Consider the following 26373-nt stretch of genomic DNA (forward strand, 5'->3'; position numbering starts at 1 on the left):
ATGACCTACGTGATCGACGTTGTCCCTCTGCGGATTCACCGCGACTGGGGGCGATGACACTGCCTGCCCACGCCGAGTCCGTGCCCCGGGCTCGGCGCTGGTTCCGGAAGTTCATCGCGCTGTACAACCCGGCCTGCTCGGTCGACGACTGCGTGCTGATGCTCTCGGAACTGGTGACCAACGCGATTCTCTACGGACAGGCGGACGGCGATCGGCACGTACGGGTCGAGTGGTTCCGCGACGGCACCTCCCTGCGGGTCGAGGTGCACGACCCGGGGCTCTCGGCAGACGTACAGGTGCAGCGACCGGCCGCGGACGACGCGCACGGACGCGGCTTGCTGCTGGTCGAGTCCATCGCGGACTCATGGCAGTCCGGGCCCAGTCACTTCGGCGGGACCGTCGTCTCCTTCGTGATCGCCGACGCCTGGCCGTCCGACGCCTGAGGTATTAGACGGGTACGACCACGAAGGGCCCGGCGTCGCGATGACGCCGGGCCCCTGTCATACCCCTACTACCTAGAACGTCCCCAGCTTCACGATCGACAACAACGCCACCAACTGGATCGCCGACGCGCCCAGCGCCTTCGGCCACGGCAGGTCATGGGACTTGCTCACCATCAGGGTGAGGAGAGCGCCCGCGGCGATCCAGGTCGCCCAGCCGAGGAGTTGGACGAAGGACGCGTCCCCGCCGAAGAACATGGCGACGATCAGGCGGGGGGCGTCCGTGAGGGACATGATCAGCATGGAGAGGCCGACGGTGGGCTGCCAGGCGCCGTCGCCGCCGAGTTGGCGGGCGAGGGTGTGGGTGACGACGCCGAGGACGAAGGAGGAGATGACCATCGCGACGGCCGTCGTGAGGACGATCGGGATCGCGTTGGAGAGCTTCGCGTCGATCGCGTCCTCGCGGGCCCCGTCGAAGCCGAAGACGGCGAGCAGGCCGTAGAGGAAGGTGACGATGAGGGCGGGGACCCACATCGTGTAGTCCCGCATGACGAGGAAGGTCTGGTTCGGGGCGGTGACGATGCCCTTCAGCAGCTCCTTCCAGGGGAGGCGGGGCCCGGCCGGACCGGCCGGCGCGGAGCCCGCGTGGTACGTCTCGCCCTGGTTGTACTGCTGGTGGTCGTCGACCGAGAACGCCTGCGTGTGCCCGGGGTTGTTGGCGGCGTACGGGTCGTACGGGGCGCCCTGCGGCTGACCGTAGCCCTGGCCCGGCCCTTGCGGACGGCCCCCGCCCGCGCCGAAGTACTCCGGCTCCTCCGAGCCGCCTCTCCCGCCCTGCTGACCGCCGCCGGGTCCGCCGTACGGCCGCTGCTGCTGCGGGTACGACGGCTGCGGCGGGTACCCGTACGACGGGCCGCCCTGGCCGTAGGAGGGTGCACCCTGCCCGTACGTGGGGCCCTGGGTGCCGTACGACGGCGCCTGCTGCCCGTGCGGGGGGTGTTGCGGTCGCGCTTGCGGGGCGCGGTCGTCCCGGCCGCCGCGTCCGATCCTGAATCCAGCCACGCCTTCGAACGTACCTGGTCCCGGAGAGTGAGGAGGCTGAGCGGACGGATACCGGACCCCATTGCGGCCGACCTGTGACATCCCGTAGGGGGCATACCCCTAGTACCCGTACGCCTCAAGTACGAGGCAACGGCGACGCCCCCCGCCTCTTCGGAAAGAAGCGAGGGGCGACCCCGTACCCGTACTACTGCTTCAGAGCTACTTCACCGGCTCCGGCTCCGGCGCGTTCTCCGTCTCCGCGTCCCCCGCCGGATCGACCGGCGTCCGCACGGACTCCAGCAGCAGCTGGGCGACGTCCACGACGGTGATGGACTCCTTCGCCTTGCCCTCGTTCTTCTTGCCGTTGACCGAGTCGGTCAGCATGACGAGGCAGAAGGGGCAGGCCGTCGAGACGATGTCGGGGTTCAGCGAAAGGGCCTCGTCGACGCGCTCGTTGTTGATGCGCTTGCCGATCCGCTCCTCCATCCACATCCGCGCGCCACCGGCACCGCAGCAGAAGCCGCGCTCCTTGTGCCGGTGCATCTCCTCGTTGCGCAGGCCGGGGACGTTCGCGATGATCTCGCGCGGCGGCGTGTAGATCTTGTTGTGCCGCCCGAGGTAGCAGGGGTCGTGGTACGTGATGATCCCCTCGACCGGCGTCACCGGCACCAACTTGCCCTCGTCGACGAGGAGTTGCAGCAGCTGAGTGTGGTGGACGACCTCGTAGTCGCCGCCGAGCTGCGGGTACTCGTTGCCGATGGTGTTGAGGCAGTGCGGGCAGGTCGCGACGATCTTCTTCGCGGACTTCGGCTTGCGGGACTCCGGCGTGACCTTGCCGTCGTCGTCCATCTCCTCGCCGAACGCCATGTTCAGCGCCATGACGTTCTCCATGCCGAGCTCCTGGAACAGCGGCTCGTTGCCGAGGCGCCGCGCCGAGTCACCCGTGCACTTCTCGTCGCCGCCCATGATCGCGAACTTGACGCCCGCGATGTGCAGCAGCTCGGCGAACGCCTTGGTCGTCTTCTTCGCCCGGTCCTCCAGCGAGCCCGCGCAGCCGACCCAGTACAGGTACTCGACCTCGGAGAGGTCCTCGATGTCCTTGCCGACGACCGGGACCTCGAAGTCCAGCTCCTTGAGCCACTCCAGGCGCTGCTTCTTGGCGAGCCCCCAGGGGTTGCCCTTCTTCTCCAGGTTCTTGAGCATCGTGCCCGCCTCGGAGGGGAAGGCCGACTCGATCATCACCTGGTAGCGGCGCATGTCGACGATGTGGTCGACGTGCTCGATGTCCACCGGGCACTGCTCGACGCATGCCCCGCAGGTAGTACAGGACCACAGGACGTCGGGGTCGATGACGCCGTTCTCTTCAGCCGTCCCGATCAGCGGGCGCTCGGCCTCCGCGAGGGCCGCGGCGGGCACCCCGGCGAGCTGCTCCTCGGACGCCTTCTCCTCGCCCTCCGCCGTCTTGCCGCCACCCGCGAGCAGGTACGGCGCCTTGGCGTGCGCGTTGTCGCGCAGCGACATGATCAGCAGCTTCGGGGAGAGCGGCTTGCCGGTGTTCCACGCGGGGCACTGCGACTGGCAGCGGCCGCACTCCGTGCAGGTGGAGAAGTCCAGCAGGCCCTTCCACGAGAACTGCTCGACCTGCGAGACGCCGAAGACGTCGTCGTCGCCCGGGTCGGTGAAGTCGATCGGCTTCCCGCCGGACGTCATCGGCAGCAGCGCGCCGAGCGACGTACCGCCCTTCGCGTCGCGCTTGAACCAGATGTTCGGGAACGCGAGGAAACGGTGCCAGGCGACACCCATGTCGGTCTTGAGAGCTACCGTGATCATCCAGATGAAGGACGTCGCGATCTTCAGGCCGGCGAAGAAGTAGGTGAGGTTCTGGAGGGTGGAGATGTCCATCCCCTCGAACCAGGACACCACGGGGTACGAGATGAAGAACGACGCCTCGTAGCCGTCGACGTGGTGCTGGGCACCCTCCAGCGCGTGCAGCGTGAAGATGCAGAGGCCGACGATCAGGATGACCGTCTCGACGAAGTACGCCTGCCCGAAGTTGGACCCGGCGAAGCGGGACTTGCGGCCCGGCCGGTCCGGCTTGCTGAGCTGGCGTACGACGATCAGGACGAGGATGCCGAGCACGGTCATCGTGCCGATGAACTCGACGAAGACGTTGTACGGCGTCCAGTCGCCGATGACCGGCAGCATCCAGTCGGCCTGGAAGAGCTGGCCGACGGCGTTGACGATCGTCAGCAGCAGCGAGAAGAAGCCGACGGCGACGAACCAGTGCGCGACGCCGACGATGCCCCAGCGGTTCATCCGGGTGTGGCCGAGGAACTCCCTGGCCACGGTCAGGGTGCGCTGCGCGGGCTCGTCGGTGCGGGTGCCGGCCGGCACGTCCTGGCCGAGGCGCATGAAGTTGTAGATCTGTAGCAGGGCGCGCGCGAACAGGGCCACGCCGACCACGATCAGGACCAGCGACACGATGATCGCGGCGAGTTGCATGGGGGCTCCTCGTGCCTGCGAGGGGGAGATCGGAGTTACTAAGCGGTAACTTATTCAGTCCGTCTGAGGGTACCCCGTATTCTCCGTCGCACTGTAGCCGGGCGCGGAGTGATCTGGATCGCTGAGGGTTGCCTCAGAACGGGTGGTAGTGGGCTCCCGGGTGACCCCCCGGGGGTGACCGGATCGTTCCGTTCATGTCATTCGTACTGAATTACTACATTTGTGACTAATTTATAACCGTGCTCTACGGAATCGCCGCCGCCACCGCCGCGCTCGCGCTGGCCGCCGTCCTGGTCGCCCTGCTCCGTGTCCCCGCGCTGCGCGTGGGGCTGGTCGAGCGGCGGCAGCGGCTGCGAAGGGTGCCGCTGTCCGGCGGGGCGGCGGTGGCCGGGTCGACGTGCGCGGTCGCGCTGGCCGGCGACGGCCTCGGCCTCGCCCCGCTGGGCCCCGGCGCGGGCGCGCTCCTCGCCGCCGCCGGCGCGGTCGCCCTGCTCGGCCTCGCCGCCGACCTGTGGCGGCTGAAGAACCGTTTCCTGGTCCTCGGTACGGTCATCTCCGCAACCTTCGTGATCCCTTATGACGTGATCGGCGTCCTGGGGGGCACCGTCGCGGTCACCTGGATCGCTTTCGTCGCCCTCTCCTTCCGCGGCCTCGACCACGCGGACGGCGTCGCCGGGACGGTCGGCGTCGTCACCGCCTTCGGCGTCGGCGCCTGCGCCGCGGCCGAGATGATGGACGGCCCCGTGGCCCTGCTGAGCATTCTGGCCGCGGCCCTGACCGGCTTCCTGGTGCAGGGCTGGCCCCACGCGCGCGTGGGGCTCGGTACGTCCGGCGCGCTGTTCACCGGGTTCCTGCTCGCCGCCGTCGCCGTACGCGTGTGCGCGGAACGCGAACCGCTCACCGGCGCGGGCACGCTGTTCGCGCTGACGGCGGTGGCGGCCTTGGACGTCGCCCTCGTCGCCCTCTCGCGCAGGCGCGCGGGACGCCCGCTGCGCAGACCGGCGCCGGACCACCTCGCGCACCGCCTGCGCCGCCTCGGTGTCACCGACCGCGGGGCCGTGGTCGTGATCGGCGCCGCGGCCTTCGGCGGCGTCCTGACGGGCGCGCTCGTCCACACGGGCTGGACCGGCGCCCGCGCGGCTCTGTGGGTGGCGGCGGTCGCGACGGCGGCCCTGGCCGGCCTGCTGCGCGTGCGCGTGTACGGGGTGCGGCCGAGGCGTACGGGGGAGACGCCGGCCAGGCGGCTCCCGGCCCCCGGCGTACGGCGGGCCCGGCGCGCGCCCGGCGATCCGGACCGGCGGCGCCTCGGTCCCGTACGCCGTCTCCGCGGCCTCCTGAGTTCGCGCCGTCAGGTCCCACAGGCCCCGGGAGTCACCCCCGGGGTGCAGGTCCAGGGGCCTCGGAAGCCGGAGTCGTCGCAGGTCAGGGCTGGCATGCGTGTAAGGAACGGATAAGAGTTGAGCCTCCATGACTCAGCTCTGTTGACTCCGCTGTGCGGGTGATGCACACTTGAGCCTGTTCCACTCAAGTCAGCTGGAGGAAGATCACCATGGCACGTGCGGTCGGCATCGACCTGGGCACGACTAACTCCGTCGTCAGCGTTCTTGAAGGCGGCGAGCCCACCGTCATCACCAACGCAGAGGGCGCCAGGACCACGCCGTCCGTCGTCGCCTTCGCGAAGAACGGCGAGGTCCTCGTCGGTGAGGTGGCCAAGCGCCAGGCCGTCACCAACGTCGACCGGACCATCCGCTCCGTGAAGCGCCACATGGGCACGGACTGGAAGATCCAGCTCGACGGCAAGGACTTCAACCCGCAGCAGATCTCCGCGTTCATCCTGCAGAAGCTGAAGCGCGACGCGGAGGCGTACCTGGGCGAGAAGGTGACCGACGCGGTCATCACCGTCCCGGCGTACTTCAACGACTCGGAGCGCCAGGCCACGAAGGAGGCCGGCGAGATCGCGGGCCTGAACGTCCTGCGCATCGTCAACGAGCCGACGGCCGCCGCCCTCGCGTACGGCCTCGACAAGGACGAGCAGGTCATCCTGGTCTTCGACCTCGGTGGCGGCACGTTCGACGTCTCGCTCCTGGAGATCGGCGACGGCGTCGTCGAGGTGAAGGCCACCAACGGCGACAACCACCTCGGTGGTGACGACTGGGACCAGCGCGTCGTCGACTACCTGGTCCAGCAGTTCAAGTCGGGCCACGGCGTGGACCTCGGCAAGGACAAGATGGCCCTCCAGCGCCTGCGCGAGGCCGCCGAGAAGGCGAAGATCGAGCTGTCCTCGTCCTCCGAGACGTCGATCAACCTGCCGTACATCACCGCCTCCGCCGAGGGCCCCCTGCACCTCGACGAGAAGCTGACCCGCGCGCAGTTCCAGCAGCTCACCGCGGACCTCCTGGAGCGCTGCAAGACGCCGTTCCACAACGTCATCAAGGACGCCGGTATCGCGCTCAGCGAGATCGACCACGTCGTCCTGGTCGGTGGCTCCACCCGGATGCCGGCCGTCGCCGAGCTGGTCAAGGAGCTGACCGGCGGCCGCGAGGCCAACAAGGGCGTCAACCCGGACGAGGTCGTCGCGATCGGCGCCTCCCTCCAGGCCGGTGTCCTCAAGGGCGAGGTCAAGGACGTCCTGCTGCTCGACGTCACCCCGCTGTCCCTCGGTATCGAGACCAAGGGCGGCATCATGACGAAGCTCATCGAGCGCAACACCACGATCCCGACCAAGCGCTCCGAGATCTTCACCACCGCCGAGGACAACCAGCCCTCCGTGCAGATCCAGGTCTACCAGGGCGAGCGCGAGATCGCGGCGTACAACAAGAAGCTCGGGATGTTCGAGCTGACCGGCCTGCCGCCCGCCCCGCGCGGTGTCCCGCAGATCGAGGTCTCCTTCGACATCGACGCCAACGGCATCATGCACGTGACCGCGAAGGACCTCGGCACGGGCAAGGAGCAGAAGATGACCGTCACCGGCGGCTCCTCGCTGCCGAAGGACGAGGTCGACCGCATGCGCCAGGAGGCCGAGCAGTACGCGGACGAGGACCACAAGCGCCGCGAGGCCGCCGAGGCCCGCAACCAGGGCGAGCAGCTCGTCTACCAGACCGAGAAGTTCCTCAAGGACAACGAGGACAAGGTCCCCGGCGAGATCAAGACCGAGGTCGAGGCGTCGATCGCCGAGCTGAAGGAGAAGCTCAAGGGCGACGACACGGCCGAGATCCGCACCGCCACCGAGAAGGTCGCGGCGGTCTCCCAGAAGCTCGGCCAGGCCATGTACGCGGACGCGCAGGCGGCCCAGGGCGAAGCCGGCCCGGCCGGTGACGCCAAGGCCGACGACGACGTCGTGGACGCCGAGATCGTCGACGACGAGAAGCCCAAGGGTGGTGCCGCGTGACGGAGGAGACCCCGGGCTTCGAGGAGAAGCCCGACGTCCCCTCCGGCGCCCCTGAAGACGCCGAGCCGACGGCCGCCGCCCCCGAGGAGGAGGCGGCCCCGGCCGGGGACGCGAACCAGACAGCCGGTCTGGTGGCCCAGCTGGACCAGGTGCGGACCGCCCTCGGCGAGCGCACCGCCGACCTCCAGCGCCTCCAGGCCGAGTACCAGAACTACCGTCGCCGCGTGGAGCGGGACCGCATCGCGGTCAAGGAGATCGCCGTGGCGAACCTCCTGACCGAACTGCTGCCGGTCCTGGACGACATCGGCCGCGCGCGGGAGCACGGCGAACTGCTCGGCGGATTCAAGTCCGTCGCGGAGTCGCTGGAGACGACCGCCGCCAAGATGGGTCTGACGCAGTTCGGCAAGGAGGGCGAGCCCTTCGACCCGACGATCCACGAAGCGCTGATGCACTCGTACGCGCCGGACGTCACGGAGACCACGTGCGTGGCGATTCTCCAGCCCGGGTATCGGATCGGCGAGCGCACCATCCGCCCCGCGCGGGTGGCCGTCGCCGAACCGCAGCCCGGCGCGCAGACCGTCAAGGCCGAAGGGGCTGAGGACGGCACGGCGGGCGACGAGAAGGACAACGGCCCTGAGGAGGGCTGACCGGGACGACGAGCGGAAGGGGGCACGTCGAGGATGAGCACCAAGGACTTCATCGAGAAGGACTTCTACAAGGTCCTCGGCGTCCCCAAGGACGCCACCGAGGCCGAGATCAAGAAGGCGTACCGCAAGCTCGCGCGCGAGTTCCACCCGGACGCCAACAAGGGCAACGCCAAGGCGGAGGAGCGCTTCAAGGAGATCTCCGAGGCGAACGACGTCCTCGGCGACCCCAAGAAGCGCAAGGAGTACGACGAGGCGCGCGCCCTGTTCGGCAGCGGCGGCTTCCGCCCGGGCCCGGGCGCGGGCGGCGGCTCGTTCAACTTCGACCTCGGTGACCTCTTCGGAGGCGGCGCGGGCGGCGGCGCCCAGGGCGGCTTCGGCGGCGGCATCGGGGACGTCTTCGGCGGCCTCTTCAACCGGGGCGGCACGACCGCGGGCCGTACCCAGCCCCGGCGCGGGCAGGACATCGACACCGAGGTGACCCTCAGCTTCACCGAGGCCATCGAGGGGGCGACGGTCCCGCTGCGCATGACCTCCCAGGCCGCCTGCAAGACGTGCTCGGGCACCGGCGACAAGAACGGCACGCCGCGCGTGTGCCCGACCTGCGTCGGCACCGGGCAGGTCGCGCGCGGCTCGGGCGGCGGCTTCTCGCTCACCGATCCGTGCCCCGACTGCAAGGGGCGCGGCCTGATCGCCGAGCAGCCCTGCGAGGACTGCCACGGCAGCGGCCGGGCCAAGTCCTCGCGCACGATGCAGGTCCGTATCCCCGCGGGGGTGACGGACGGGCAGCGGATCCGGCTGCGCGGCAAGGGCGGCCCGGGCGAGCGGGGCGGCACGGCGGGCGACCTCTACGTCGTCGTCCACGTCGGGAGTCACCCCGTCTTCGGGCGCAAGGACGACAACCTGACGGTCACCGTGCCGGTCACGTTCACGGAGGCGGCGCTCGGCGGGGAGATCAAGGTGCCCACCCTGGGCGGGCCCGCGCTCACGCTGAAGCTGCCGCCGGGCACCCCGAACGGCCGCACCATGCGGGCGCGCGGGAAGGGCGCGGTCCGCAAGGACGGCACCCGCGGGGACCTGCTGGTCACCGTCGAGGTGAGTGTGCCGAAGGACGTGACGGGGAAGGCTCGTGACGCCCTGGAGGCGTATCGCGAGGCGACCGCGGGCGAGGACCCGCGGGCGGAGCTGTTCGAGGCCGCGAAGGGAGCATGAGAGTGATGGACGGCCGCCGGCGCAATCCGTACGAACTGACCGAGGAGACCCCGGTCTACGTCATCTCGGTGGCGGCCCAGCTCTCCGGTCTGCACCCGCAGACCCTGCGGCAGTACGACCGTCTCGGCCTGGTCTCCCCGGACCGCACGGCCGGGCGGGGCCGCCGCTACTCGGCCCGCGACATCGAACTCCTGCGCACCGTGCAGGCGTTGTCGCAGGACGAGGGCATCAACCTGGCCGGCATCAAGCGGATCATCGAGCTGGAGAACCAGGTCGCCGCGCTCCAGTCCCGGGTCGTGGAGCTGGAGTCGGCGCTCGACGGCGCCGCCGCGGCGATGCAGCAGCGCGAGGCCGCGGTGCACGCGTCGTACCGGCGGGACCTGGTGCCGTACCAGGAGGTGCAGCAGACCAGCGCGTTGGTGGTCTGGCGGCCGAAGAAGCCCAAGGACTGAGATCGGTCACCGGCGGACGAAACGCACTGAAAGGGCCCGGAGTTCATGACTCCGGGCCCTTTCGGGCTGGTCAAGTGGTGGGCGTGTGAAGGGAGTCGGGGAAGACTGAGGAGTCGTCTCCATGTGTGGTCGTTGCTTGAGCGCAGTGTGATGTTGCTATCTCGTTAAGTGATTCTTCTTGACTGTGCGGGAGCGGGCCGCGTTGTCTTTCAGAACACCTGGGTCCAGGCAGTCGTCGTACCCATGTCCGGAACGCACCTGAAGTGAGCCCCCGCATGCGTCGTATCGCCATATCCGTCGTCGCCTCCACGATGGCCGTCTCGCTCGCCGGATGCGGGATGCTGAACGCGACGGGGGACACGGCCGATGCGACCCCGACGAAGGGCAACGACCTCACGGTCGGCGTGCTCATGCCGGAGAAGACCAACACCCGCTACGAGCAGTTCGACTACCCGATCATCCAGAAGAAGATCGCCGAGCTGACGAACAAGCAGGGCAAGACGGTCTACCAGAACGCGGCGGCCAAGCCGGCGACGCAGGTCCAGCAGATGGAGAAGATGATCAGCGACCGGGTGGACCTGATCCTCCTGGACGCGGTCGACTCCAAGGGCATCGCCAAGACGGTCGAGAAGGCGAAGGAGGCCGGGATCCCGGTCATCGCCTACGACCGGCTCGCCGAGGGGCCCATCGACGCGTACGTCTCCTTCGACAACGAGCTCGTCGGGCAGGTGCAGGGGCGCACGCTGGTCGAGACGATCAACAACGCCAGCACCGCCGACAAGATCGTCATGATCAACGGCTCGCCGACCGACCCCAACGCCGGGCAGTTCAAGGCGGGCGCGCTCTCCGAGATCGACGGGCGGGTGACCGTCGCGGCCACCTACGACACCGACGCGTGGAGCCCGACCCTCGCGCAGACCGAGATGGCGCAGGCGATCGAGAAGATCGGCAAGAACAACATCGCCGGGGTGTACTCCGCGAACGACGCGATGGCCGGGGGCGCGCTCAAGGCGCTCGAAGCGGCGGGGGTCACCGATCTGCCGCCGATCACCGGACAGGACGCCGAACTGCCCGCCGTGCAGCGGATCATCACCGGCAAGCAGTTCATGAGCGTCTACAAGCCCTACCCCCAGATGGCCGCCGCCGCCGCGGAGATGGCCGTCGCCAAGATCCAGGGCAAGGACATCAAGTTCGACTCCCTCACGCGCGACCGGGTGGACAGCCCGACGAACAAGAAGATCCCGGCGCAGCTGGTGACCGTGGTCGCGCTGACCAAGAGCAACGTGAAGCAGACCGTGGTCGCGGACGGGATCTACACCGTGGCGCAGATCTGCACGGCGAAGTTCGAGGCGGCGTGCGAGGCGGTCAACCTCAAGTAGGGGCTACCTCGAAGCTACCCCCCGGGGTACTCCGGAGCTACCAGCCCATCAGCGGCTTCATGGGGATCAGCAGCCCGTCCGGGGCGTGCGCCGCCGGGGTCGTCGCCATCCAGCCCGCCGGGTCCCGGTCGCCCGTCACGCGCAGTCCGGTGACCTTCGCGTCGCGGGGTACGTCGTACCAGAGCTCCACCTCGACGAGGGAGTGGCCGCCGATCGAGATCGACTCGTGCTGGCGGCGTACGGCCATGGCGAAGCTGTCGGGGCGGGCGGCGCGGCCCGTCACGCCCTCCAGGCGCTGGTCCTTGACGGCGTAGGTGTGGAAGTCGGCGCTCGGGTTGTCGACGCGGAGCCTGGCCGAGCAGAACTGGCCGCTGGGCTCCCCCTCGCTGTGCGTGCCGGTGACTCCGGGGATGCCGCAGCGCAGGGACAGGACGGTGAAGACGAGGTGGCCGTCCTGGTGGGGGCGGGAGGGGGACTGGGTGGCGGCGCTGGGGGTGGCGTCGGGCGCGGTGCCGCCGTGGGAGCCCGTGTCGCAGCTCGTGGCGAGGAGGGCCAGGAAGGTCAGGGGGAGGGCGAGCGGGAGGGCCCGCAGGGCGCGGAGGCGGTGCGGGGGAGTGGTCGGGCGGGAGGACGGGGCCGGTGCGACGCGGTTCGCCATACCCGGGATTGTGCGGGGTCCGGGCGCCGGTGGGGAGGGGGTTGCCGGAGGCGTCTCGTACCACGGTCCTACCCGGGTAGTACGCGAGGCGTAGACGCCGCTGCGGGATCCGGTGGACCCGCTCCCGCCCGGGCAGGGTGAACCCGGCCGGACGGGGAGCGTCCGGCCGGGTCTCCCGGGCGGGCGGCGGCCCGGGTGGAGCGGTTCCACCCTGCCGTGAGTGGGTACGGTGCACCACCGTCAGCTTGTTGCGGTGCGAGGTGCGGAGGCGGGTCGAAACGGCCGTATACCGGGGGATTTCAGGTCGCGGGACCGGGAGCGCCGTGTTGCGGAGCCGGGTGGACGCCCCGCATAGTTGCGCTGCGGAAGAGCAAACTGCGGGGGTGGGATGGACGATGACCGGGCACGGGACGGAGGACCACCCTCACGGTGCCGACCGACTGTGCGAGGCCGGTGACCGCGTCTACGCCCGCGCCGTGCGCCGCGGCAGCATCCCGCGCGCCGAGGCCGAACAGGCGCTCTGCCTCCTCGAACTCGCCCTCCTGCACCCCGATCCCGACGACATGGACCGCCTCGTCCCGACCGCCCCGCAGGAGGTCATGACCCGGCTGCTGCGCGGCCTGTACGACGAGGTCAGCGCGAGCCGCCGGCGGATGGGCTCGGCGGTCGCCGCCTTCGAGTGGTACGCCGGGCTCGGCGGCCCCGTCAGCGTCTCCGGCGAGGGCATGGCGCTGCGCGTCCTGGACGGGGCGTCCCGGATCCAGGCGGCGTTGGACGAGGCGACCGACGCGTGCACGACCGAGGTGCTGACCGTGCAGCCCGGCGGGATCCGGCGCGAGCACGAGCTCTCCGAGGGGCTGCACCGGGCGATGTCCCTGCGGGCGCGGGGAGTTCGGATGCGCGACCTCTACAACCACGTCGCCCGGCACGGCCAGGGGCTGCTGACCTACCTCGACCTGATGGGCGACGCGGTCGAGGCGCGCACCCTCGACGAGGTCACCGACCGGCTCATGGTCTTCGACCGGGCCGTCGCCTTCATCCCCGCCAACCCCGACCGCACCATGGCCCTCGAACTGCGCCACCCCGCCCTCATCACGTACCTCGTCACCGTCTTCGAACGCCTCTGGCGGCTCGCGATCCCCCTCGCCGCCGAGATCCCCGCCCCCGCCGTCGAGGGCGTCTCCCACCGCGAGCAGTCCATCGCCGCGTTGCTCGCCGAGGGGCATCAGGACGCGGTCATCGCCGAGCGGCTGGGGATCAGCGTCCGGACCTGCCGGGCCCATATCGCCCGGCTCTCCGAGACACTGGGGGCGGCCAGCCGTACGCAGCTCGGGGTGCGGATCGCCCAGGTCGGGCTGGTGGGGGGCGGGGGGACGTACGGGGCCGGCACGGGGGTCACTCTTCCCGGTCAAGGATTCCCGACCGGCCGATGAGGTAGCCGAGTTGGGCCCGGCTGTCGCTGCCCAGCGCCGCGGCGAGCTTCGAGATGTGTTCGCGGGCGGTCCGGATGTTCATGCCGAGACGGTCCGCGACGACGGCGTCCGTGTGGCCTTCCACCAGGAGTGCGGCGATGGCTCGCTGGCGGGGCGTGACACCGTCGTACGAGGGCTGCTGCGTGGCCTCGGGGTACATGGGGACGGCCAGCCGCCACAGGCGGTCGAATGTCGTCGCCAGGTGGGCGACCGTGGGGCGGTGCCGTATCTCCACGGCCATCGTGCGTTCGGGGTTCGCCGGGATGAAGGCGATCGTGCGGTCCAGGACGATGAGGCGGTCGGGGACCTCGTCGAGGGTGCGGACCTCGACGTCGCCGGCGAGTTGCTCGTAGTGCGCGAGGACCGCCGGGTCGTGGCGCGTCGTGTGCTGGTACAGGGTGCGCATCCGGCCGCCCCGGGACAGCATCTCCTGCTCCTTCGGCAGGGCGAGCGCCAGGGAGGAGACGGGGCGCTTGCCGCCGGGCTGGACGGTGAGGATCTCGTCGCAGGAGCCGAGCATGGCCTGCGTGATCGCGTCGTCGATGCGGTCCAGGCCGTCCAGGAGGGCGAAGCCCGCAGGGTCGGCGGTGGGCTGCGGGTGCTCGGCGAGGGCCAGGAGCGGGGCGAACGACTCCGTCAGGCGGGTCTCGCGCTGCCTGCGCTCGGCGATCTCCCGCGCGATCGTGCGCAGCAGGCGGGGCAGGGCCAGGGCGGGAGGCAGGGGGCGGAGCCGGCCGGGGGTGTCCAGGCTGGGCAGGAGCAGGCCGGTGGTGACGAGGCAGGGGACGGCTTCGGCCTCCGCCTCGGGGACGAGGTGGCCGCTCAGTGCCCGTGCGTAGAGCGCGAGGCCCTCCTCGCACACTTCCTCGGCGCTGTGACGGTGTGCGTCCACGGCACCTCAGTGCTCCCTGTCCAGGATTCCGGACTGGGCGATGAGGTAGCCGAGCTGGGCGCGGCTGCCGCTGCCGAGGGCGGTGGCGAGCTTGGCGATGTGGGCGCGGCAGGTGCGGACGTTCATGCCGAGGCGGCGGGCGATGGCCTCGTCGACGTGGCCTTCCACGAGGAGTTTGGCGATGGAGTACTGGATCTCGGTGATGCCGTCGGAGGCGATCTCGTACGGTGTGCCGACGGTCAGCGGCACCGCACGGTTCCACATGAACTCGAAGACCTTGACCAGGTACCGGATCAGGCCCGGGTGCCGTAGCTCCAGTGCTACTTGCTGGTCGTCGCGGGTGGGGATGAAGGCGACGGTCTCGTCGCAGATGATCAATCGCTCCACGAGTTCGTCGATGGTGCGGTACTCGGCCTTGCCGTCGGCCAGCCGGGCGGCGTAGGCGAGCTGGTCGGGGGCATAGCGTGCGGTGTGCTGGTACACCGTGCGGATCCGCACCCCGCGTTCGATCAGCGGCCGGTCGCGTTCCATGGCCTGGACCAGGCTGTGCTCCGTGAGCAGCCGGTCGCTGGGCTGGACGGTGAGCATCTCCGTCCGGCACTGGGCGGTGGCCATGTTCAGCGCCGCGTTGATCCGGTCACCGCCCTCCAGCACGGCGATGGAGTCGCCGGTGGGAATGGTCTGGGTGTTCAGGGACATGAAAGGTTCGAACAGGTCTGTCAGCTGGAGCACGGAGCGGCGTCGCTCGGCGATCTCGTGCTCCAGCGGAGCGAGCTGGCGCGCGAGGGCCACCCCGGGCGTGATGGGACGCAGCCAGTCCGGATCGTTCGGATCCGGGTGGAGCAGCGGGAACTCCAGCAGGCAGGGAACCGCCTCCACGGCCGAGCGTGCGACGCGTCCTGTACGCAGAGCGGTGGCGTAAAGCTGGCTTCCCTCCTCGCACAGATCGGTCACAGCGTGGGGATGTGTCCCTTTTGCGTCTTTCATCTCCGAATCTCCACCCCCCAGGGTCCTGAACATGCAGGAACATGATGCATCGATTGTGTGGCCATGACGTGCCTGAATGAGCCATCGTCGTACTCGACGGGGGAATATGGGGATCTCAAGTAAGGATGAAGCCGACAATGCGTAACAGAGCGCTTCGCGCGGCACTTGTCGCCACATTCTCCGTCGTCGCAGCTTTTGGAGCACTGGGAGGCTTCGGCGCGCAGTCGGTCGACACTCGGGCGAACAGCGCCTGGCCTTCCGCGGCGGTGAGTACCGCCGATGTGGTGGTGGACGGCGTGGCATCGGATTCACTCGCGGACGGTACTGGAGCCTGACGTGACCACCCCACCCGACGACCGCTCCTTCCGCCGCGAGATGGCCACCGCCTACCGCTCCGGCTGGCACTTCATCGACCTGGTCACCGCCATCCCCCACAACGGTGACTCGCTGATGGTGACGGTCTTCGGTGAACCGGTGATCGTGACGCGGGACGAGGACGGTGACGTGCGGGCGTACCGGTGTCTGCGGCGGCCCCGTGGCGCTCCGCAGCCGGTGCAGTGTGCCATCCGGTACGGAATGATCTTTGTGAACCTCGATCGACGAGACCACCGGCTGACGGACGCGGAGCCCCCCACCTCGCGGACCGTTTCGGCCACCCCCCGCAGTGCCTGACGCGATTCCCCCGTCGTAAAAGATCGCTCAGGTGCTTCCCCCCGCAGCGGCGTCACCGTGACCTGAACACGGTGACGCCGCTGTGTTTGTGGCGACATTTCGCGCTTTACGGCCATCTCCCGGATGGCCGGAAACCGCCCCTCAGGCCCCAGGGGTCACCCCCGCCCCATCGCCCGCGTCAGTGTGATCTCGATCACCACGCGCTCGGGGTTCGGCGACGGCGTCCTCCCGTACCGCTCGGCGTACCGCCGCTCGGCGTCGGCCACCCGCTCCGGCTCGGTACGGACGACAGCGCGCCCTTCCAGCGTCGCCCACCGCGCCCGGTCGACCTGGCACACGGCGACCCGGGCCCCTTCTGCCCCGGCGGCCAGCACGTTCCTCACCTTGCGGCTGGTCCGGCTGGCGATCACGCGCGCGAGCCGCTGGGCGGGGTCGTACGTGACTCCTACGGGTACGACGTGCGGGGTGCCGTCGGGGCGTGGTGTCGTGAGGGTGCACAGGTGGTATTCGCGCCAGAAGTCGACGTACGTCTCGTCCGGCGCGTCCAGGTTCTGGGGGTAAGCGGCCATGGCGTGAATCTAGCCGGTCGTGCCGTTCGCCCTCCCGGGGCAACCTTGAGTGGAATAGACTCAACTTTGTGGACGTTGCTCAAGTCAGCAACAGTCGGTACCCGTAGTACCCGTAGTACTTCAGGACGCCCGTACGTCAGGACGCTAGGAGGAGACCCCGACCGTGGACGCAGAGCTGACCAACCGGAGCCGGGACGCGATCAACGCGGCGAGCAGCCGCGCCGTGTCCGAGGGGCACCCCGACCTCACCCCCGCCCACCTGCTCCTGGCTCTGCTCGCCGGGCAGGACAACGAGAACGTCACCGACCTGCTGGTCGCCGTCGAGGCCGACCAGGCCGCCGTACGCCAGGGCGCGGAGCAGGTGCTCGCCTCCCTCCCCAGGGTGACGGGGTCCACGGTGGCCCCGCCGCAGCCCAACCGTGAGCTGCTCGCCGTGATCGCGGACGCGCAGAGCCGCGCCGCCGACCTCGGGGACGACTACCTCTCCACCGAGCACCTCCTGATCGGCATCGCCGAGAAGGGCGGCCAGTCGGGTGAGGTGCTCGCCCGGCAGGGGGCGACGGCGAAGAAGCTGCTGGAGGCGTTCCGCAGGGCGCGCGGCGGCCGGCGCGTCACCAACGCCGATCCGGAGGGCTCGTACAAGGCGCTGGAGAAGTTCGGCACGGACTTCACCGCCGCCGCCCGCGAGGGCAAGCTCGACCCGGTCATCGGCCGCGACCAGGAGATCCGCCGCGTCGTGCAGGTGCTGTCGCGGCGCACCAAGAACAACCCGGTCCTCATCGGCGAGCCCGGCGTCGGCAAGACGGCCGTCGTGGAGGGGCTCGCGCAGCGCATCGTGAAGGGTGACGTCCCGGAGTCCCTGAAGGACAAGCGGCTCGTCTCCCTCGACCTCGGCGCGATGGTCGCGGGCGCCAAGTACCGCGGCGAGTTCGAGGAGCGGCTCAAGACGGTGCTGGCCGAGATCAAGGACTCGGACGGCCAGGTCATCACGTTCATCGACGAGTTGCACACCGTCGTCGGCGCCGGCGCGGGCGGCGACTCCGCGATGGACGCCGGCAACATGCTCAAGCCGATGCTCGCGCGCGGCGAACTGCGCATGGTCGGCGCCACCACGCTCGACGAGTACCGCGAACGCATCGAGAAGGACCCGGCGTTGGAGCGCCGCTTCCAGCAAGTCCTCGTCGCCGAGCCCTCGGTGGAGGACACGATCGCCATCCTCCGCGGTCTGAAGGGCCGTTACGAGGCGCACCACAAGGTGCAGATCGCCGACAGCGCGCTGGTCGCCGCCGCGACCCTCTCCGACCGGTACATCACCTCCCGCTTCCTGCCCGACAAGGCCATCGACCTCGTCGACGAGGCGGCCTCCCGGCTGCGCATGGAGATCGACTCGTCCCCCGTCGAGATCGACGAACTCCAGCGCGCCGTCGACCGGCTGAAGATGGAGGAACTGGCCCTCAGCAAGGAGACCGACGCCGCCTCCCGCGACCGCCTGGACCGGCTGCGCCGCGACCTCGCCGACAAGGAGGAGGAGCTGCGCGGCCTCAACGCCCGCTGGGAGAAGGAGAAGCAGTCCCTCAACCGGGTCGGTGAACTCAAGGAGAAACTCGACGAGTTGAGGGGCCAGGCCGAACGCGCCCAGCGCGACGGCGACTTCGACACCGCCTCCAAGCTGTTGTACGGCGAGATCCCCACGCTGGAAAGGGACTTGGAAGAAGCCTCGGCCGCCGAGGAGGAGGTCTCCCGCGACACGATGGTCAAGGACGAGGTCGGTCCCGACGACATCGCGGACGTCGTCGGCTCCTGGACCGGCATCCCCGCGGGGCGCCTCCTGGAGGGCGAGTCCCAGAAACTCCTGCGCATGGAAGAGGAGTTGGGCCGCCGCCTGATCGGCCAGACCGAGGCCGTCCAGGCCGTCTCCGACGCCGTACGCCGCTCGCGCGCGGGCATCGCCGACCCCGACCGGCCCACCGGGTCCTTCCTCTTCCTCGGCCCGACCGGCGTCGGCAAGACCGAACTCGCCAAGGCCCTCGCGGACTTCCTCTTCGACGACGAGCGGGCGATGGTCCGTATCGACATGTCGGAGTATGGCGAGAAGCACAGCGTGGCCCGGCTGGTGGGGGCGCCTCCCGGCTACGTCGGGTACGAGGAGGGCGGCCAGCTCACCGAGGCGGTGCGCCGGCGGCCGTACACCGTCGTGCTGCTCGACGAGGTCGAGAAGGCGCACCCCGAGGTCTTCGACGTGCTCCTCCAGGTGCTGGACGACGGGCGGCTGACGGACGGTCAGGGCCGGACCGTCGACTTCCGCAACACCATCCTGGTGCTGACGTCCAACCTGGGCAGCCAGTTCCTCGTCGACCCGCTCACCGGCGAGCACGAGAAGCGGGAACAGGTGCTGGAGGTCGTGCGGACGTCCTTCAAGCCGGAGTTCCTCAACCGGCTCGACGACCTCGTCGTCTTCTCGGCCCTCTCGTCGGACGAGCTCGCGCACATCGCGCGCCTCCAGATCGACCGGCTCGCCCGGCGCCTCGCCGACCGGCGGCTCACGCTGGAGGTCTCCGAGGAGGCGCTGGCCTGGCTCGCGACGGAGGGGAACGACCCGGCGTACGGGGCACGGCCGCTGCGGCGGCTCGTCCAGACCGCGATCGGGGACCGGCTTGCCAAGGAGATCCTCTCCGGGGAGGTCAAGGACGGGGACACGGTCCGGGTGGACACGTTCGGGGACGGGCTGATCGTGGGGCCGGCGACGGGGAAGACGCTGTAGGGCGCCGCGTCGGGCCGTAGCTCCTGAGGGGGACCCGGGAGACGCGGCCGGGCGGGGGTTCGGTGCGGGTACTACGGGTACTACGGGAAGCCCCGTAGTACCCGTGCGGGCGGCGGAAGGGGCGTAGGACCCGTCATACCTCCGCAGCCCGGGCGGACCGGCTCCGACCGCTGTCCCGGGCCCCCGCCGCCCCCGATGTTCAAGCCCCGGTCAGTTCCTGTCAGCCGACGGCTGACAGGGTCCTGCGGGGGTTGCCAGTCCCCGCCCCGCATGGGAGAGGATGGCGGCATCCGTACGAAGGGAAAAACACGGTGAGCATCGACCCGTCCTCGATTCCGAATTTCGGGGGCCAGCCCGAGCCGCAGCCCCAAGGACCGGCGGGCCCCGTCGTCCCTGACCAGGATCTTGTGAAGCAGCTCCTCGACCAGATGGAGCTGAAGTACGTCGTCGACGACGAGGGTGACCTCGCGGCGCCGTGGGAGCAGTTCCGTACGTACTTCATGTTCCGCGGCGAGGGCGAGCAGCAGGTCTACTCGGTGCGGACCTTCTTCGACCGGCCCCACCAGATCGACGACAAGGCCCAGCTCCTGGAGTCGATCGACGACTGGAACCGCCGCACCCTGTGGCCCAAGGTCTACACGCACACCCACGACGACGGCTCGGTCCGCCTCATCGGCGAGACGCAGATGCTGATCGGCGCGGGCGTGAACATCGAGTTCTTCGTCTCCTCCACGGTCAGCTGGGTCCGCGCCGCCATCGAGTTCGACAAGTGGCTCGTGGAGCAGCTCGGCCTTGAGGACGAGGGCGAGGGCGTCGAGCTGGAGAAGCCGTCGGAGGACGAGCAGTAGTCCTCCAGAGCTACAGCGGCGTATCCGCAAGCACCACCAGGTACGCCCCGTACGCGAACGAGAGCCCGGCCAGGGCCGCGACCATCACGGCCGCGTGCCACGGCCGGGCTCTCGCAGCTCGGGCCAGCGCCGCCGCGAGCGGCAGGAGCAGCGGGAACGCCGGCAGCAGGAACCGCGGCTTCGACTCGAAGAACCCCGACCCGCCGAGGGCGATCAGCAGCAGGACGCCGGTGTACACCAGCAGGGGCAGCGGGACGCGGTCGGCGAGCAGCAGGGCGTACAGCACGGCCGCCGCGCCGACGGTCACCAGGGCGAACGCGAAGACGAACCGGTCCCCCTCCAGCAGCAGATGCCGGGCGAACCGCGAGGACCCCGCACCGAAGTCGAACCGCGACCCCCACAGGCGCTGAACGGTGAAGTAGCCCCCGAGGGGATCACCCTTCCGTACCCCCACCCACAGGACGTACGCGATCCAGCCGAGAGGGGCGAGCGTGATGCCCGTCCACAGCCTGTGGGAAACCCGCGCGCGGGGACGCGTACCCGGGCTCCGCACTTCGCGCCCCCGCGCGAGGAGGGTGTGATCTGACCCCGCCCTCTGTAGCGGCGTCGGCGCGGCGGGCACCCGCGCGCGTGTCATGCCGCTGGAGTATGACTTCCCGCCGCCCCACCCCCGCGCGCGTACCGCCTCGCACACCCCCGCCACCACCACGGCCGCCGCCACCGCGAACCCGTTGGGCCGCGACAGCCCCGCCGCGGCGGCCAGGGCGCCCGCCCACACCCACCGGCCGGTCAGCACGGCGTACAGCGCCCACGCGGCGAAGGCGGTGAGGACGGGCTCGGTGTAGGCCATCGACAGGACGACGGAGTGCGGCAGGAGCCCCCACAGGACGACGGTTGCGGCGGCGACGGCGTGGCCGCGCAGGTGGCGTGTCACGGCGTAGATCCCGCACGCGGCCGTACCGGCGGCCGTCCAGGACACCAGGAGGCCCGCCGAGCCCCCGCCCAGGGGCGTCACGGCCGTCACCGCGCGCACGAGGGCCGGGTACAGCGGGAAGAACGCCAGATCGCTGTGGACGACGTCCGGGCCGAAGCTCAGGGTGCGGCCGTAGCCGTGCTCGGCGATGCCCAGGTACCACCGGGAGTCCCAGGAGTGCCCCAGGAGCCGCAGCGGCCGTCTGCCGGTCGCCCGGGCCACCCCCGCGAGCACCCCGGCCCCGGCGAGCCGCGCCAGGAGGAACAGGCCCAGCGCGCCGAGCACGCCCCGGTGGCGCCGTACGGCGGGAGGGCGTACGGCGGCGGGCGGCGGGGCGAGCGTGGCGGTGGCGTGGGTCACACTCGGCACCATGCAGGGCGAGGCCCGCGCGCGCGAGCAGGACGCGGCCGGGCGGGGGACTTTGACGGGGCGTCGGATCGTACGGAGTGCCGGCGAGGGGAGGCGCCGGCCGGTGGTCCCTCGTTCACGCGCTCATCCGCGTCTCCGGCGCCGCGCGCCGTCCGTGCCGAGTTCTCGCCACCCCTCTGATTGATCGGATCATGACACTATCCTGGCCCGGCTGTGGGCCAGGCCCAGGGGAGGACGGTCAAGGATGAGTCGGCGTTCGACGCCCGGCACGCTGGGGGAACTGCTGCGCGGGTACCGGTTCGCGGCCGGGCTCGGCCAGCGGGCGCTGGCCGAGCGGGCGGGGATCAGCGTCCGGACCCTGCGCTACCTGGAGCAGGGCCAGATCCGCCGGCCGCACGCCGACTCGATCCGGCAGCTGGTGGTGGCGCTGGACCTGTCGGACGCCGCGCGCACCCGGCTGCTGGAGGCCGGTGAGGCCGCGGTGCCCTCGCCACGGACGGCGGGAGTCCGCGTGCTGGTCCTCGGCCCGCTGGCGCTGCACCGGGACGGCAGCCCCGTAGAGCTCCCGTCGGTGCTGCGGCGCGACCTGCTCGGACTGCTCGCCATGCAGCCGGGCGTGGTGGTCGGTACCGACGAGATCGTCGACGTGCTGTGGGGGGAGCAGCCGCCCCGTACCTGCCGGCAGCTGGTGCAGACCTACGTCAGACACCTGCGTGATCTGCTCGACCCCGGCCGCCAGGGGCCCGGCGAGGGACGCGTTCTGCGGGCCACCAAAGGCGGGTACCGGGCCGATCTGTCGGCCGAGGAGTCCGATGTGGCCGCCTTCGACGAGCTGCTCGGCCTGGCCCGGCGTGCCGAGGCGGACGGCGACGGCGCCGCCGCGCTGGAGGCGTACGGCCGGGCGCTGCGCTGCCGGCGGGGACCGGTGCTGGCCGATGGCGGCGAGCGGATCCGGACGCATCCCGTGGCGGTCGCGATCGGTTCCCGTCAGGTCGCGGCGGCGGTGGCCCGGGCGGACCTGGCGCTCGCGCTCGGCGGCGTGGAGGACGTCGTCGCCGACCTCCGTGAGCTCGGTGCGCGCGAGCCGCTGCACGAGGAACTCGCCGGCCGGCTGATGCTGGCCCTGGCCGCGTGCGGGCAGCAGGCGGCGGCGCTCGACGTCTTCACCCGGATCAGCGGGCGGCTCGACGCCGACCTGGGGCTTCAGCCCTCCGCGGCACTGCGCGCCGCGCAGCTGCGGGTGCTGCGCGGAGAGGTCCCCGAGACCTCCAGGAGCCCCGAGACCTCCAGGACCCCCGAGATCCCCGGGATCTCCCTGAAGCCACCCGCCTTACCCGGCTTACCCGCCTCTCCCGCGCGGGCGTTACCCCACGCCGCCGACAGACCGGTCCCGGCGCAGCTCCCGGCGCCGACGCCGGGCTTCACCGGCCGGGCCGATCAGTTGCGGCAGCTGGACGCCCTGCTTCCCGACCCGGCGACGCAGGGGATGGTGCTCGCGGCGATCACCGGTACCGGCGGAGTGGGCAAGACCGCCCTGGCGGTGCACTGGGCGCACCGGGTGCGCGACCGCTTCCCGGACGGCGAACTCTTCGTGGACCTGCGAGGCCACTCGGCGCAGGCTCCGGTACGTCCGGTCGAGGCGCTGGCCCGGTTCCTGCTGGCCCTGGGCGTGGCGGCGGAGCGGATTCCGGGCACGTCCGAGGCCGCCGCCGACCTGTACCGCACCCTGTCGGCCGGACGGCGGATGCTCGTCGTGCTGGACAACGCCGTGGACCCGGAGCAGGTCCGGCCGCTGCTGCCCGGCGGGCCCGGCTGCGTGGCGCTGGTCACCAGCCGGGACCGGCTGGCCGGGCTGGCGGCCCGGGACGGCGCCCGCCGGATCGGGGTGGACATGCTCACGCCGGAGGAATCCAGGCTGCTGCTGTGCCGTACGGTCGGCGAGAGCCGCGTCGACGCGGACCCGCAGGCCGCGGCCGACCTCGCCCACGCCTGCGGCCACCTTCCGCTGGCCCTGCGGATCTCCGCCGCCAACGTCGACCACACCCCCTGGCGGACCCTGCGCGCCCAGGCCGACGAGCTGCGCGAGGGCGACCGCCTGACCGCCCTGTCCGCCATCGGCGACCAGGCCACCGCCGTACGGACCGCCTTCAGCCTCTCCTACCACGCCCTCGACGCACCGGTCCGGCGGATGTTCCGGCTGCTGGCGCTGCTGCCCGGACCGGAGACCGGCCTCCAGGCCGCCGCCGTCGTCATGGGCACCAGCACCGAGGACGCGGCCCGGCTGGTGGACATGCTCACCGCCGCCCATCTGCTGCGCGAGCACCGGCCCGGACGCTATCGCTGCCACGACCTCGTCGCGCTGTACGCCGCCGAACGGCTCCGCCTGGAGGAGACCGACGCCTCCCGCCGCGCCGCCTCCGACGCCCTCTACGACTGGCTGCTGGCCGCGGTGGACCGCTGTGCGCTGCTGCTCTACCCCGGGATGAAGCAGCGGCTGCCCGGCGCCGAGGACGCTTCGCGCAGTGCCGCGGCGCCGCCGGAGATCACCGACGCGGCGGCGGCGATGCGCTGGCTGGACGCCGAACTGCCCAACCTGGCGGCGGCCGTCCACCAGGCCGCGGCCGAGAGCCACCGGGCGGCCTGGCTGCTCGCCGACGCCCTGCGCGGCTACGCGTGGATCCGCAAGCACACCGTGGACTGGACGGCCCTCGGCGAGGCCGCCCTGGCCGCCGCCCGCACCGCCGGAGAGCCGCTCGCCGAGGCCGCCATGCACCACGTACTCGGCCACGCGCACGTGCGCCAGGGCCGCGTCGCCACCGCGATCACCGACTACGAGCGGCTGCTCACCCTCGCCGAGGCCGTCGGCTGGCCGGAGGGGGCCGCCATCGCGCACACCAACCTGAGCATGGTCACCCGGCTCAGCGGCCGGCTGCGGCGCAGCGCGGAGCACCTGGAGCGGGCCATGGAGATCGACCGGCGGGGCGGCCTGTCGGACGGGCACCCCGTCGTCCTCGGCAACCTCGCGCACGTACTGCGCGACCTGGGCCGCCTGGCCGAGTCGTACGACTGCCTCGTGCGGGCGGAGGGCCTTCCGGGGGCCCTGGACAACCAGCACAACCGGATCCGCAGGCAGGCCGACCTCGGCCGTACCCGCTACCTGATCGGCGATACGGCGGAGGCGGCACGCCACCTGCGGACGGCCCTGGGGATGGCCCGGGAGTGCGGTGACCTGGGCGGCGAGGCGTACGTGCTGCGGCTGACGGCGTCCGCCGACCGGGACGCGGGTGACCTCGGCCGCGCCCTGGAACTGGCACGGACCGCCACCGACCTCAGCGACCAGGACGTCGACGACTACTTCCGGGCCGCCGCCCGTCTCACCCTCGGCAGTGTGCTGCTCGCCCTCGGCCGCCGCGGTGAAGCCTCCGACGCCTGGCGGGAGGCGCTGAAACTGGCCCGCGAGCGCGGCGCGCACGATCTGGAGGCACGGTCCCTGATCGCGCTGGCGGCCGTCCGGCGCCCCCTGGACCGGGAACAGGCGGCGGCAGCGCTGGAGATCGCCCGCCGTACGGAGTACGTCCTGGTGGAGGCCGAGGCGCTGACCGCCTTGGCCCGGGGCGGCCTGGAACACGGCGAACCCGACATCGCGGCCGGTCACGCCCGTCAGGCACTGGACCTGCATCGCCGCTCCGGCCACCGCAGGGGCCAGGCGCAGGCCCTGGACCTGCTCGGCCGGGCCGTGGACGCGACGGGGGACGAGGACCCGGCGCCGTACTGGCGGGAGGCACTGGAGATCTTCGACGCGACCGGAGACCGGCGTGCCGCGGTGCTCCGGCGGCGGCTCGTCACGGCGGACACATGACCGTGTGCCGTCCGGACCACGCGAGGGCGGGCGTGGTCCGGACGGCGTGCACGACGGCCTACCGGACGACGTGCGGTGGCCGAGGCGTCGTGGAGGTCAGCCCGTGACCTTCTTCCAGGTCAGTTCCCGCTGGTCGCCGTGGCGCCAGCCGCGGGTGTGGACCGCGTCGGTGCGGGGCTTGTCGCGCTCGTTGATGTAGGGGGATCTGGCGTCGACGTTCTGGCCGCTGTCCAGGTAGGACTGGAGCGCCGAGGCCCCCCAGCCCTCCTGTCCGCCCCAGGACCAGAGTTCGTCGTTGCCGTTGCCGCTGCTGCCCTCGGGCTCCATCCACACGTTGTTCTCGTTGCCGCCGTGGTAGGCCATCACCTGGTCCTTGCCCAGGTTGTACAGCGTGAACTGCCCGTCGGTGCCGAACTGCTTCCACCGGCAGTAGGAGTTGCCCGCGGCGGCGCTCTTGGCCACCATCCAGACCGCCTGGTTGTCGGGCGAGGCGCACAGCACGGAGTCCTCGAACCTGCCGTTCTGCAGCATCACCCCCGAGGCGGTGGGGGCGGCCGAGGCCGACATGGCCGGTGCGGCGGTGACGCAGAGCACGGCGAGGCCGGCCGCTGCGGTGAGGCGGGCACCGAGGCGGCCTCGGCGCTGAGGAACCCGAGTCGACGAAGACATGTGAAGAACTCCCTACCTGTGCCAGGTGTGTGTCCGTCCCCCCGGGTAGCTCCGGAGTGGACATGCCAAAGGTAGGGAGGGGGTGCGTGTACCGCGGCGCACCCGCGACGCAGGGGAAAACCCCTGGTGGTGGCGGTGATGCGGCAAGAACCGGCAAGACGTTGGGGCAACAGTGCGGCGGTGTGTGGGGTCAGCGCGTGAACGCCTTGCGGAGTCGTTGCGCCGCCTCCTCCAGGACGCTCGTCTGCTTGCAGAACGCGAACCGGACGAACGGCGCCCCCTGGTCGCGGTGGTCGTAGAAGACGGCGTTCGGGATCGCGACGACCCCCGCGCGCTCCGGCAGCGCACGGCAGAACGCGAAGCCGTCACTCTCGCCGAGCGGCCGGATATCGGTGGTGACGAAGTACGTGCCGGCCGGGCTGAACACCCCGAAACCGGCCTCCTTGAGGCCCGCCGACAACAGGTCCCGCTTCGCGCGCATGTCCGCGCGGAAGGCCGTGAAGTACGACTCCGGCAGCGCGAGCGCCTCGGCGACGGCGTACTGGAACGGCCCGGAGGAGGCTGCTGCGCCGTGCTCTGCCTCGGC

General features: G+C 71.0%; 20 protein-coding genes and 1 pseudogene. 12 read left to right on the top strand and 9 right to left on the bottom strand.

Annotation, left to right across the window (positions count from 1 at the left end; all coding sequences use genetic code 11):
* The first annotated feature begins 53 nt into the window (after window positions 1–53).
* A complete protein-coding gene (locus tag ACLZOT_RS20735) occupies window positions 54–443 on the top strand; it encodes an ATP-binding protein (RefSeq protein WP_416970467.1) in 390 nt (129 codons plus the stop codon).
* A gap of 72 nt (window positions 444–515) precedes the next feature.
* Here the strand turns inward: ACLZOT_RS20735 and ACLZOT_RS20740 are convergent, their stop codons facing one another.
* Window positions 516–1583, bottom strand: coding sequence for a Yip1 family protein (locus ACLZOT_RS20740; protein ID WP_416970468.1), 1068 nt, complete (start codon window positions 1581–1583; stop codon window positions 516–518).
* 117 nt (window positions 1584–1700) lie between these two features.
* Window positions 1701–3983 (bottom strand): (Fe-S)-binding protein, encoded by a 2283-nt coding sequence (locus tag ACLZOT_RS20745; RefSeq protein WP_416970469.1) that lies wholly within the window; start codon window positions 3981–3983, stop codon window positions 1701–1703.
* A 239-nt stretch (window positions 3984–4222) separates the two neighbouring features.
* Here ACLZOT_RS20745 and ACLZOT_RS20750 point away from each other — a divergent pair, with 239 nt between their 5' ends.
* From ACLZOT_RS20750 to ACLZOT_RS20775, 6 genes are all read left to right on the top strand, one after another.
* The gene (locus ACLZOT_RS20750; protein WP_416970470.1) at window positions 4223–5437 is read left to right on the top strand and encodes an undecaprenyl/decaprenyl-phosphate alpha-N-acetylglucosaminyl 1-phosphate transferase; all 1215 of its coding nucleotides are present in this window, start codon (window positions 4223–4225) and stop codon (window positions 5435–5437) included.
* 95 nt (window positions 5438–5532) lie between these two features.
* On the top strand, window positions 5533–7371 hold the full coding sequence (gene dnaK / locus ACLZOT_RS20755) for a molecular chaperone DnaK (RefSeq protein WP_416970471.1): 1839 nt from the start codon (window positions 5533–5535) through the stop codon (window positions 7369–7371).
* Complete coding sequence (gene grpE, locus ACLZOT_RS20760; protein WP_416970472.1) at window positions 7368–8018, top strand: nucleotide exchange factor GrpE; 651 nt, start codon at window positions 7368–7370, stop codon at window positions 8016–8018. The genes dnaK and grpE overlap by 4 nt, the downstream gene beginning before the upstream one ends.
* Window positions 8019–8051: 33 nt before the next feature.
* Window positions 8052–9227 (top strand): molecular chaperone DnaJ, encoded by a 1176-nt coding sequence (gene dnaJ / locus ACLZOT_RS20765; RefSeq protein ID WP_416970473.1) that lies wholly within the window; start codon window positions 8052–8054, stop codon window positions 9225–9227.
* A gap of 5 nt (window positions 9228–9232) precedes the next feature.
* Entirely contained in the window at window positions 9233–9679 is a 447-nt protein-coding gene (locus ACLZOT_RS20770) for a heat shock protein transcriptional repressor HspR (protein WP_416970657.1), read from the top strand.
* A 275-nt stretch (window positions 9680–9954) separates the two neighbouring features.
* Window positions 9955–11058: a sugar ABC transporter substrate-binding protein gene (locus tag ACLZOT_RS20775; protein ID WP_416970474.1), complete on the top strand. Its 1104-nt coding sequence runs from the start codon at window positions 9955–9957 to the stop codon at window positions 11056–11058.
* Between the two features lie 37 nt (window positions 11059–11095).
* Here the strand turns inward: ACLZOT_RS20775 and ACLZOT_RS20780 are convergent, their stop codons facing one another.
* Entirely contained in the window at window positions 11096–11716 is a 621-nt protein-coding gene (locus tag ACLZOT_RS20780; protein ID WP_416970475.1) for a hypothetical protein, read from the bottom strand.
* Window positions 11717–12111: 395 nt separating this feature from the next.
* Between ACLZOT_RS20780 and ACLZOT_RS20785 the strand changes: the two genes are divergently transcribed.
* Window positions 12112–13149: a LuxR C-terminal-related transcriptional regulator gene (locus ACLZOT_RS20785; protein ID WP_416970476.1), complete on the top strand. Its 1038-nt coding sequence runs from the start codon at window positions 12112–12114 to the stop codon at window positions 13147–13149.
* Here ACLZOT_RS20785 and ACLZOT_RS20790 read toward each other — a convergent pair.
* Both ACLZOT_RS20790 and ACLZOT_RS20795 read right to left on the bottom strand, forming a co-directional pair.
* Complete coding sequence (locus ACLZOT_RS20790; protein WP_416970477.1) at window positions 13112–14080, bottom strand: helix-turn-helix transcriptional regulator; 969 nt, start codon at window positions 14078–14080, stop codon at window positions 13112–13114. The two genes, ACLZOT_RS20785 and ACLZOT_RS20790, sit on opposite strands and share 38 nt — an antisense overlap.
* Window positions 14081–14086: 6 nt before the next feature.
* Window positions 14087–15100 (bottom strand): helix-turn-helix transcriptional regulator, encoded by a 1014-nt coding sequence (locus ACLZOT_RS20795; protein ID WP_416970478.1) that lies wholly within the window; start codon window positions 15098–15100, stop codon window positions 14087–14089.
* Between the two features lie 303 nt (window positions 15101–15403).
* Between ACLZOT_RS20795 and ACLZOT_RS20800 the strand changes: the two genes are divergently transcribed.
* Window positions 15404–15739 (top strand): hypothetical protein, encoded by a 336-nt coding sequence (locus ACLZOT_RS20800; protein ID WP_416970479.1) that lies wholly within the window; start codon window positions 15404–15406, stop codon window positions 15737–15739.
* A 155-nt stretch (window positions 15740–15894) separates the two neighbouring features.
* Here the strand turns inward: ACLZOT_RS20800 and ACLZOT_RS20805 are convergent, their stop codons facing one another.
* Window positions 15895–16308, bottom strand: a complete 414-nt coding sequence (locus ACLZOT_RS20805) for a pyridoxamine 5'-phosphate oxidase family protein (protein ID WP_416970480.1) — start codon at window positions 16306–16308, stop codon at window positions 15895–15897.
* Window positions 16309–16471: 163 nt separating this feature from the next.
* Here ACLZOT_RS20805 and clpB point away from each other — a divergent pair, with 163 nt between their 5' ends.
* Together clpB and ACLZOT_RS20815 are read left to right on the top strand one after the other, a co-directional pair.
* Window positions 16472–19069 (top strand): ATP-dependent chaperone ClpB, encoded by a 2598-nt coding sequence (gene clpB / locus ACLZOT_RS20810; RefSeq protein ID WP_416970481.1) that lies wholly within the window; start codon window positions 16472–16474, stop codon window positions 19067–19069.
* Window positions 19070–19380: 311 nt separating this feature from the next.
* Window positions 19381–19917, top strand: coding sequence for a YbjN domain-containing protein (locus ACLZOT_RS20815; RefSeq protein ID WP_416970482.1), 537 nt, complete (start codon window positions 19381–19383; stop codon window positions 19915–19917).
* A gap of 10 nt (window positions 19918–19927) precedes the next feature.
* Here ACLZOT_RS20815 and ACLZOT_RS20820 read toward each other — a convergent pair whose 3' ends face one another.
* Window positions 19928–21250, bottom strand: a complete 1323-nt coding sequence (locus ACLZOT_RS20820; RefSeq protein WP_416970483.1) for a hypothetical protein — start codon at window positions 21248–21250, stop codon at window positions 19928–19930.
* Between the two features lie 253 nt (window positions 21251–21503).
* On the opposite strand from ACLZOT_RS20820, the gene ACLZOT_RS20825 reads away from it, so the two are divergent.
* Window positions 21504–25118, top strand: a complete 3615-nt coding sequence (locus ACLZOT_RS20825; protein WP_416970484.1) for a BTAD domain-containing putative transcriptional regulator — start codon at window positions 21504–21506, stop codon at window positions 25116–25118.
* Window positions 25119–25214: 96 nt separating this feature from the next.
* On the opposite strand, the gene ACLZOT_RS20830 is transcribed toward ACLZOT_RS20825, so the two are convergent.
* Both ACLZOT_RS20830 and ACLZOT_RS20835 read right to left on the bottom strand, forming a co-directional pair.
* Window positions 25215–25787 (bottom strand): hypothetical protein, encoded by a 573-nt coding sequence (locus ACLZOT_RS20830; RefSeq protein ID WP_416970485.1) that lies wholly within the window; start codon window positions 25785–25787, stop codon window positions 25215–25217.
* A 190-nt stretch (window positions 25788–25977) separates the two neighbouring features.
* Window positions 25978–26346, bottom strand: a pseudogene (locus tag ACLZOT_RS20835) (aminotransferase class I/II-fold pyridoxal phosphate-dependent enzyme); the annotation flags it as partial.
* Between the last annotated feature and the right edge of the window lie 27 nt (window positions 26347–26373).

This window comes from Streptomyces sp. 4F14, assembly GCF_048159485.1.
Classification (GTDB): Bacteria; Actinomycetota; Actinomycetes; order Streptomycetales; family Streptomycetaceae; genus Streptomyces.